Source organism: Protofrankia coriariae (assembly GCF_001017755.1).
Lineage (GTDB): Bacteria > Actinomycetota > Actinomycetes > Frankiales > Frankiaceae > Protofrankia > Protofrankia coriariae.
Map to the genome: position 1 here is coordinate 1 of NZ_JWIO01000060.1, position 8388 is coordinate 8388.

The 8388-nt window shown below is 66.9% G+C and carries 6 protein-coding genes and 1 pseudogene; 3 read left to right on the forward strand and 4 right to left on the reverse strand.

Features of this window, described 5'->3' with window-relative positions; translation table 11 throughout:
- Positions 1–332: 332 nt before the first annotated feature.
- Entirely contained in the window at positions 333–1187 is an 855-nt protein-coding gene (locus tag FrCorBMG51_RS22565; protein WP_235433829.1) for an MFS transporter, read from the reverse strand.
- Positions 1188–1390: 203 nt separating this feature from the next.
- Positions 1391–3019 carry a hypothetical protein gene (locus FrCorBMG51_RS22570; protein ID WP_047225023.1) on the reverse strand — a complete coding sequence of 543 codons (1629 nt, stop codon included), beginning with the start codon at positions 3017–3019 and terminating at the stop codon, positions 1391–1393.
- 917 nt (positions 3020–3936) lie between these two features.
- On the opposite strand from FrCorBMG51_RS22570, the gene FrCorBMG51_RS22575 reads away from it, so the two are divergent.
- Entirely contained in the window at positions 3937–5364 is a 1428-nt protein-coding gene (locus FrCorBMG51_RS22575; RefSeq protein WP_235433831.1) for an ATP-binding protein, read from the forward strand.
- A gap of 126 nt (positions 5365–5490) precedes the next feature.
- Here FrCorBMG51_RS22575 and FrCorBMG51_RS22580 read toward each other — a convergent pair whose 3' ends face one another.
- Together FrCorBMG51_RS22580 and FrCorBMG51_RS22585 are read right to left on the reverse strand one after the other, a co-directional pair.
- On the reverse strand, positions 5491–5934 hold the full coding sequence (locus FrCorBMG51_RS22580) for a hypothetical protein (RefSeq protein ID WP_052914953.1): 444 nt from the start codon (positions 5932–5934) through the stop codon (positions 5491–5493).
- 369 nt (positions 5935–6303) lie between these two features.
- Positions 6304–6555 carry a Rossmann-fold NAD(P)-binding domain-containing protein gene (locus tag FrCorBMG51_RS22585; protein ID WP_052914954.1) on the reverse strand — a complete coding sequence of 84 codons (252 nt, stop codon included), beginning with the start codon at positions 6553–6555 and terminating at the stop codon, positions 6304–6306.
- A gap of 175 nt (positions 6556–6730) precedes the next feature.
- Between FrCorBMG51_RS22585 and FrCorBMG51_RS22590 the strand changes: the two genes are divergently transcribed.
- Positions 6731–7213: a winged helix-turn-helix transcriptional regulator gene (locus FrCorBMG51_RS22590; protein WP_047225037.1), complete on the forward strand. Its 483-nt coding sequence runs from the start codon at positions 6731–6733 to the stop codon at positions 7211–7213.
- A gap of 414 nt (positions 7214–7627) precedes the next feature.
- Positions 7628–8388 (forward strand): annotated as a pseudogene (locus FrCorBMG51_RS22595) (SDR family oxidoreductase); the annotation flags it as partial.

The following is an 8388-nucleotide window of genomic DNA, read 5'->3' on the forward strand; positions in this document are numbered from 1 at the left end:
ACGTATCGGGCCACAGCACTAGGAAGAGAGACGAGCCTCCACCGCAACCTACGTTCACTGGTCGAGAGGTTCTGACACGACCGGCTCGCCCGCTCTGATGGCTCATCGCACGGGTGGCCCGCGGAGCGGCGAAACCATCGCGCGCTACCGCGACAACCTCCACGTCCAAGGCCGCGAACCAACAACCTTTCGTCAACTACTTGCCCTACCCGGCGAGCTCTATTGTGGCCCGCCCAAGGGCAGCACCAGCACCATCGCCTTCGACCGAGGCTGGTGCCCAGCGACTGGCCGGNGCCGGTCACGCCCTCCAACGATCCGGCCACTGCTGGTGATCAGGTCTCTGTTTCGGCTGTCGGCGTCGTGGTGCGGCGGTGCGCGAGGGCGAGTGCCGCGCCGGCCGCGAGGAGGATCGCGAGTGCTGCGTAGCCGTAGGTGAGGGTGGCGAGCGAGGCGACGGCGGCGACGAGTAGGGGTCCTCCGGCGTCGCCGAGTTCGCGGCCGACTTCGGCGCTGCCCATGGTCTGTCCCAGCCGGGCGGCAGGGGTGCTCGCGGCTAGCGCGGCGAAGCCCAGGGGTGTGATCAGGCCGGTGCCCACGCCGATCAGGGTCGCGCTCGCGAGTACTCCGGCCCGGTCCGGCAGCGTCGCGCAGGCCACCCCGGTGGCAGTGATCGCCAGGCCGGCGGTCAGGCCGGACCGAGTCGTGAGGCGCCCCTCGTCCAGGGCACGGCCGGCCTGGGGTTGCACGAGTGTCGCGCAGGCGGCGAGCAGGGACACGGCCGCGCCGGTGGTGACTGTCCCCAGCCCGGCGGCTCGGCCCGAGACGGGCAGGAAGCCCACGCCGACGGACAGGGCGGCGGTCGCCGCGGCCAGCGCGCCGGTCGGGGCCAGAAAGACCGGATCGGCGAGCCTGCGGGCCAGGTCCAGCACCGTCTGCCGGGCTTTGGGCAGGGGCGGCACGACCGGGACGGCGAGCGCCGCCCACCCGGCGACCGCCGCGCCGAGTAGCGCCAGCACGGCGAACAGCAGCCGCAGACCGCCGGCCCAGACCAGCACTCCGCCGAGCAGCGGGCCGAGGGTGTAGCCGATCGACTTGTAGAACCCGTAGGAGCCGAAGGCCCGGCCGTGTTTCGCGGCCGGGTTGAGCCGGGCGACCAGCGCGGACGCCGACGGCTGAGGGGCTGTCATCCCGACCGACAAACGACGGTGGCAGTCGTTCGGGTGGGTCGCGGAGTATGCCGGGCGAGGAAATCGCAGGCCAACATGCCACGGGCCTGAGCACGCAGGAACTGCGACCAGCTCGATCCGGCGAGGAACGCGCGCAAGGCTACCCTTTGCTTCTACCGTAACAATCCTGACTCGGCTAAATCAATGGCCGCTTGACGTTCCGATCAGTCGGCCATGAGTTGCATATAGATGCTCTCACCGTCGACGCACTCGTAACGAGCGACCGGTTCCAAGGAGTCGTCTGCCATCGCCCTTAGCTCGGCGAGATTTACCAAGCGCACAAGCGGTGTCGTCATAGAGACTCTGCCAATGTCAATTTGGTGAATGCCACAGGTAACACCGAAGCCTGGCATCTCCGCTCTCACGCGAGTCTCGACGAGAGGCCCTGCGACCTCCAGGAAACCGGCAAGATGCCCCGACTTGATGGTTGCCGTGATCGCAGTGTTCCCGGTCGCTACCGGATTGCCGGACAAAAGCCTCGCGGCGGCCACTAGATCGAGGGCATCACGATAGGTTAGATCGTCGGGTATCGGGAAGATCTGCCCACAGTGATTCTGTAGTTTCTCCAGAGCCACTACCATGTCGGCGCAGAGTTTGGCCTCGGCAAGGAACTGCGACATACCAATGGCGTGTCGGACCACACTCTGATCGTCGATCCGCAATTCAATCTGGTCTTCCCCATTGGCGCGACCAAAAATCTCGAACGCTGGACGTATCGCGTAGAGAAATTTCCCCGCAACCCCTCGCCATGTGATTCGGGCGGATGCGCCTCCGCCCTGCTCTTTGCGATCAATGGTGAGGTCTACCTCAATGCTCCTCGTGGTGTCGCACCCCTTCAGGCGCACCCCTCTGCGCCCACTCGTGTGTTGGTCCACTTGGAGAGGAAGGCGGCCCTTGATCCTACCAGAAGGTGTCACGATGACCAGCTGGAAGGTCAGGTTTTCACCAACCGTGCGGTCGAGAGAAGTGATCCGCAGACGCTCTAACGGACTGGCGGTCTCAAACATTTCCCGGCTGGCAGGCGAAGCCAAGACCTCGAAGTTTGCCACATAGCGACCATCAATCTCGACGTCGTCGCCATAGTCGAGCGCGTCAGCCAGTCGACGCTGTACCTCCGTAGCGAGACTATCGCCGACAGGAAAGCTGAAGGTTGCACGCAGTTGGAGAGGATCGAGTGCCGCAGCCCCCGGGAATCGCTCATTGTAGGTGACTGTAACGCCCTCCGGTGCGGTAGCGAAGTCCGCTCGCCAGTAGGGTGAAAGTTCTTGGGAGCGACTCGATACAACATTAATTCGAGCAATTGAGTCTGCAATAGTCGACGGAACTTGCTGTTCGCGTTCGAACTCTTGGGCGCGCCGGAGCAGCTCGTACTCCTCGCCCTCGACAAGGCGGCGAAGGTACTCTCTCTTCCCGAACTCGACGTTGAGCCAATCTATGCCCCACCACTCCAGGTGGATCGTTGGATATTGCTTACTCAACTGATCGAACCACTGCTCCTCACTGGGCGAGTGAGCCAATGGAAGAATGAGGATCCAGCGAGCCGGATTATGCTCCGAGGCCTGCTTGAGTGAACGCTCGATGTTCCTCTTCTGGCTGCGCTTGAGGCGCTCACCCGCGAAAGACTTGATCTCGAATATGACAAGACCCTCAGTCGAATCCCAGCGAAGATCACGACCGTCGTCACCGCCGCGGCCATCGATCGGCCTGGCGCCTGGGTACAGCTCGACGACCAAAGCCTTGATGGCCTGTTCGATCGTATTCGGATCTTTTTGCGCCCACTGGATGAAGCTCATCCAAACCCTTCCGCTGTACCGCCTGAGTGGCGCCAACGTCGCGCTGCATGGGCTGGAGCCTGATCGCCCTCACGCCGGCGGACCGCCGCGACGAGCCGTGTCGTCAGCAGATCACAAGCCTACGAGATCTACTGTCGAGGGCCGGCTCGCGCAGCCGCGGACCTAGCGCGGCCCGGGTGCTGCACGGCCGCGCCGCTTGATCCGGGCTTGCCGGCCACTCGTCCTGCACCGCCTCGGCGTTCATCGCGGTACGTGCGACGCGTGGAGCCAGCGCGATTCAGGCCGTGGCTGAGCCTGGCCCTGAGCACGGTCTCCGCGCCCCCCGCATCGTCGCCCCACAGACTCCGATGTCACTCACAGCAGCTGCACGAGGGCCGTCGAGCAAGGACCATCTTTCCGTACGAACCAGACGATCAGGCCATCTACCTGCCCTTTTCGACGACATCCGAACAGTCCAACTAATAGGTCAAACCTATTGACCCAGGTCAGAGGCTAGCTACGGAGCGTGGTGGACCATGTGTATCAGCATCCGAACCGATCGATCTTGGTTGCTGGCCCTGAAATCACTGTCCGACCGGTCGCCGCACGTGCCCGGAGCAGGGACGATGCTCGGTGACCGCGTCGACCAGAACATCGTCTACCGAGTAGAACAAGCGTTCCGAACGCCGGGCGGTTCCGCCTACTTCCAGGCCGCCTGGTGATCGTGACCGCTGGGCACTGTGGTCACGTCGACTTTCCTGTGATCGAGGGGATGGCGGCCGGTCGATACCCCTCGCAGCCAGTGCCGACCGTCCCATCGTCAATCTTCCCCGTTCTCCGATCTTGGGGCGCCAGTCGCGACCGCCAAATGTAACCGCCGCACGCCAAATGTAACTCCGCCGTGGTTACATTTGGGTGTGCCGCGTGACGTGAGCCAGATGATCTCCTTCCTGCGCGCCGCCGGAGGCGACACCACCGAGGTGGAGGTCAAGTCTGCCGCCGGCGGGTTACCCGCCTCGTTGACCTCGACGCTGAGCGCGTTGGCGAACCAGCCCGGAGGCGGGACCATCATCCTGGGGCTCGATGAGCGGGCCGGGTTCCGCCCAGTCGAGCTCAGCGACCCGCAGATACTCAAGCAGGGCCTGGCTGCCAGGGCCCGGGCATTCACTCCGCCGGTCCGTCTCACGATCGACGACGGGGATGTCGACGGCGCTGCGGTCGTGGTTGCGCAGGTCCACGAGTGCGACCGGTCGACCAAGCCCTGTCGCGTCACCGCGACCGGCACGGCGTACCTACGTGGCTACGACGGCGACTACGCCCTGTCTGACGTGGAGGAACAGGGGTTTCTGGCCGCTCGCCAGCCACCGCTGTTCGACCGTTCACCTGTCGAGGACGCCACCGTCGACGACCTGGACACCGAACTCGTCGATGCTTTCCTCCTCGCCGTCCGCGAGCGCGACCCGACCGGACTCGGCCGTTTTCCCGACGATACCGAGCTCCTGCGCCGGGCTGGGGTCACGATGGATGGCGGGCAGCCGACCGTCGCGGGACTGCTCGCTCTCGGGGTCCATCCCCAACAGTGGTTCCCTCGCTACGTCATCCAGGCCGCCGCGCAGCCCTTGCCCACCGACTCCCCTGCGACGCGGGCCCGCAACCAGGTCACCATCAGCGGGCCGGTGCCGCGGATGCTTGATGCAGCGCTGCTCTGGGCCCGACGCACTTTCGACACCGCCATCGTCGCCGAGATGGACGGCAGCGTTCGTGACCGTCCGATCTATCCACTCGTCGCCTTCCGTGAGTTGGTCGCCAACGCACTGATCCACCGCGATCTCGACCACTGGTCCGCCGGGCTGGCCGTCGAAGTGCGGCTGCTGCGGGACCGCCTGGTAGTGGCCAGCCCCGGCGGCCTGTACGGCATCACCGTCGACCGGCTCGGACGCGACGCCGTGACCTCCGCCCGCAACGCCAGACTGGTCGCGATCTGCCAGCATGTTCGCTCCCCGCAGACCGGAGCTCGGGTCATCGAAGCCCTCGCCAGCGGGATTCCCACCGTCACCGAAGCCCTCGCCGACCATGGCCTGCCGCCAGCCCACTACGTGGACAGCGGCATCCGGTTCACTGTCGTCATCCACCAGTTCACGACCGCCCCACCCGTGGTGACCACCGAACCCGCGCTCGGTGCCACAGAGCGTCGCGTCCACCAGGCCCTGACCCACCAGGGAAGAACGGTCAGCGAGCTTGCTGAGGAGCTCGGACTGTCCGCTCCGAACATCCGCAAGGCGCTGCGGAGCCTGCGCGGCCGCGGGTTGGTCCGTCAACTCGGCGGCAGAGGCAAAGCCACCACCTACCAGCGGACGGACTCATAGCCGACCGATCCTCACCCGCCAACCACTACCCGCCTTGAACCATGCCTGACCCATCCGCACGTTCCGAGCCACCGACCTACGGCCGAGTCCTCCGCCACCCAACCTTGCGGAAGAACCCAGGTCAGCTCAATCGACATCCCAGGCTTCCCAGGAGACCACCCAGTCGGCGGGCCGTCGGGAGGGTGCTTCGCCGCCGGCGGTAAGGAACTCGCTGACGGCCTCCGCCGCCACGCGGGCGTGCGCCGATGCGTGCTGGTCGTATATCTCGCGGCATTCCGCGTAGATCGTGCTCTCGCGACAGAAGATCTTGGTCCCGTGACCGGTCCTCGTGCGCACCAGTTTCCGGATCCGCTTCCGCAGCTCCGTCTGCTGGTCGCCCGGAACGCCGTGCACCTCCGCGAATCCCTGATCGCAGACGACATCAGCCGCGAGCTGCGCGACCAACGAAAGTCTTTGGTCCGCGTGCGGCATCGGGTAAAAGCGGTCGATCAGCGCGAGACAGCGGCGGCAGGTCGGCGCGAAGGCCACCCCGCCGTCCTTCCTCAGCGGGCCGCCCTCCCCGCCGACCATCACTGCCCCACACTCTGCCGCACGCTGTGGTCTCGGCCCAGCGGGGTGCCAGGAGCTCGTCCCGGGCATAGTGGGTGGCCGTGGGCGAGAGCCACGGTCTCGACGGGTCGAAATAGAAGTCGTGGACCGCGCCCCGGCCAGAGACGCCGAGTCCGCCGCGCGGGCGAGATGAATCCACCTCACCGCCGCTGGTCACGGTGAGAAGCATCGGTGCCCCGCCCACGTCGACCGCGTTGACGCCGAATCCCGGTGCGGCCATACATCCATTGTCCACCGTGCGGAAGGATGCAGGCCGCGACAGACAGGGCGGCGGCCATTCGCCGTTTATCGGTCCTGTGGTCAGCCGGCGGGTCGGGCGCCAGTAGGCGGTCAGCCCTTGACGGCCGCAGTGACGGCGTCGGCCAGGCTGGTCGTGGCCCGGCCGATCAGGCGATTCGGGTCGCGGCGGTCGCTGTCGACCTCGCCTTGGGCGATCGCGGCGTCGGAGGCCGCGAGGATGTCGGCGAACATCTCGGGAACGCCAAAGCCGACCAGCGCCTTCGCAAACTCGGCCGGGGGAAGGTCCTGGTAGGCGATTTCCTCGCCCGTCTGGCGGGACACCTCGGCGGCAAGCGCGGTCATCGTGAACGGTTCGTCCCCGGCCAGCTCGTACAGCGCCCCGATGTGCCCACCACCGGTGAGGACAGCCGCCGCCGTGACGAGGCAGCAGGCACACTCGACCGGTGACGCTGGTCAGCCAACCGCGAAGGTTGGCTACGTAGTCCGTTTCTTCAAGAAACTGTGTAGGCTGCGTGTCATGCGTCGGGTCAGCTTCGAGGACAGGGCCTGCTCCGTCGCACGGTGCCTCGAGGTGGTCGGCGACTGGTGGACGATGCTGATCGTCCGGGACCTGACGTTCGGCGTGACGCGCTTCGACGACATCCAGCGCCGGCTCGGCGTCGCCCGCAACGTGCTCACGCAGCGGCTGGAGCACCTCGTGCGCCATGAGGTGGTCGAGCGGGTCCCCTATCAGGACCATCCGGCCCGGTACGACTACCGCCTCACCGAGAAGGGCCGCGACCTGTGGCAGGTCCTGACGGCGATGCGCCAGTGGGGTGACCGGTGGGCCGCCACCGGCGGACCGCCGGTGGAGATGGTCCATCTTGACTGCGGGCACGTCGCGACGGCGGTGCCGCACTGCTCCGAATGCGGGGCCGAGCTGCGGGTCTCGAACATGCGCGCGGTGCCTGGCCCGGGCGGAGTCGACCCGGCGATGGTCCCGCCCGCTCGCGACAGCTGAGTCCGTGTCAGGCGCCGGCCGGCGCCGCAGTCTCCTCCGGTCATGCAGGACTCCGCCCCGCATGACCGGCTGATCGGCGTGGCCCCCAGGCGCCCCCTCCCGGGACACCCGCGGGCGTTAGTCGGTTCGGGTAGTGGGTGAAGAAGCCGAGGGTGTTGTGGGTCTTGGTCTGGTGGGGGCCGATGAGATCGACACCGTGACGGCACAGGAAGCGGCGGGTGCCCGAGCGTCGCGTCACGCACGGTCGGCATGCTCCCCCGCTCGCCGACGACGTCCAGCACCACGCGGCAGAGCGGTCCAGGCCCTCGAGGCTGGCGCATCGCGTGCCCTCGACACGAGTCAGTTGCTTCATAAGACTCGCTTCGCTAGAGTTAGTTTTATGTTGAAACTTACTATCGAGCCGGGTCGGACGTCGTGAACATCGAGGGCGCCGTCGCACTCGTCACCGGTGCCAACCGAGGGATCGGCAAGGCGTTCACCAGCGCGCTCGTCGAGCGTGGCGCCAAGACCGTGTACGCCGGCGCCCGTGACCCACGCACCGTCGGCGGACCGGGCGTCGTCCCGATCGAACTGGACGTGACGAACCCCGCGGCCATCGCGGCCGCGGCCCGGACATGCGCGGACGTAACGCTGCTGGTCAACAACGCCGGGGTGGTGCGCGGCGGGCCACTGGTCGGTGCGCCAGGCCTTGACGGCGCCCGCGAGGAGATCGAGGTCAACTACTTCGGCACCCTCGCGGTGACCCGTGCGTTCGCCCCAGTCCTCGCGGCGAACGGCGGCGGCGTGATCGTCAACATGCTCTCGGTGCTGTCCTTCCTCAGCTTTCCCGCGATCGGCTCGTACTGCGCTTCCAAGGCAGCGGCCTGGTCGCTGACCAACGGCGTCCGCGTCGAGCTCGCCGAGCAGGGCACGCTGGTCGTCGCCGTGCACGCCGGCTACGTCGACACCGATATGGCGGCCCGGGTCACCGGCCCGAAGCTGGCGCCCGCCGTGGTCGTCGCCCACGCGCTCGACGCCGTCGAGGCAGGCACGGAAGAGGTGCTGGTCGACCCGGTCAGCCAGCAGACCAAACAGGCACTTCCCCGCGACCTCGAGCTGCTCTACCCGGACGTACGCAGCCAGTGGGCCAACCACCCACTGCGCGCCGCCACCGCTGCCACCGGCTCGGCCGAACC

Coding starts and splice junctions, on each gene's coding strand:
- FrCorBMG51_RS22590 (WP_047225037.1), top strand. CDS start 6,731: ATGCGTCGGGTCAGCTTCGAGGACAGGGCCTGCTCCGTCGCACGGTGC.
- FrCorBMG51_RS22575 (WP_235433831.1), top strand. CDS start 3,937: ATGATCTCCTTCCTGCGCGCCGCCGGAGGCGACACCACCGAGGTGGAG.
- FrCorBMG51_RS22580 (WP_052914953.1), bottom strand. CDS start 5,934: ATGGTCGGCGGGGAGGGCGGCCCGCTGAGGAAGGACGGCGGGGTGGCC.
- FrCorBMG51_RS22585 (WP_052914954.1), bottom strand. CDS start 6,555: ATGACCGCGCTTGCCGCCGAGGTGTCCCGCCAGACGGGCGAGGAAATC.
- FrCorBMG51_RS22565 (WP_235433829.1), bottom strand. CDS start 1,187: ATGACAGCCCCTCAGCCGTCGGCGTCCGCGCTGGTCGCCCGGCTCAAC.
- FrCorBMG51_RS22570 (WP_047225023.1), bottom strand. CDS start 3,019: ATGAGCTTCATCCAGTGGGCGCAAAAAGATCCGAATACGATCGAACAG.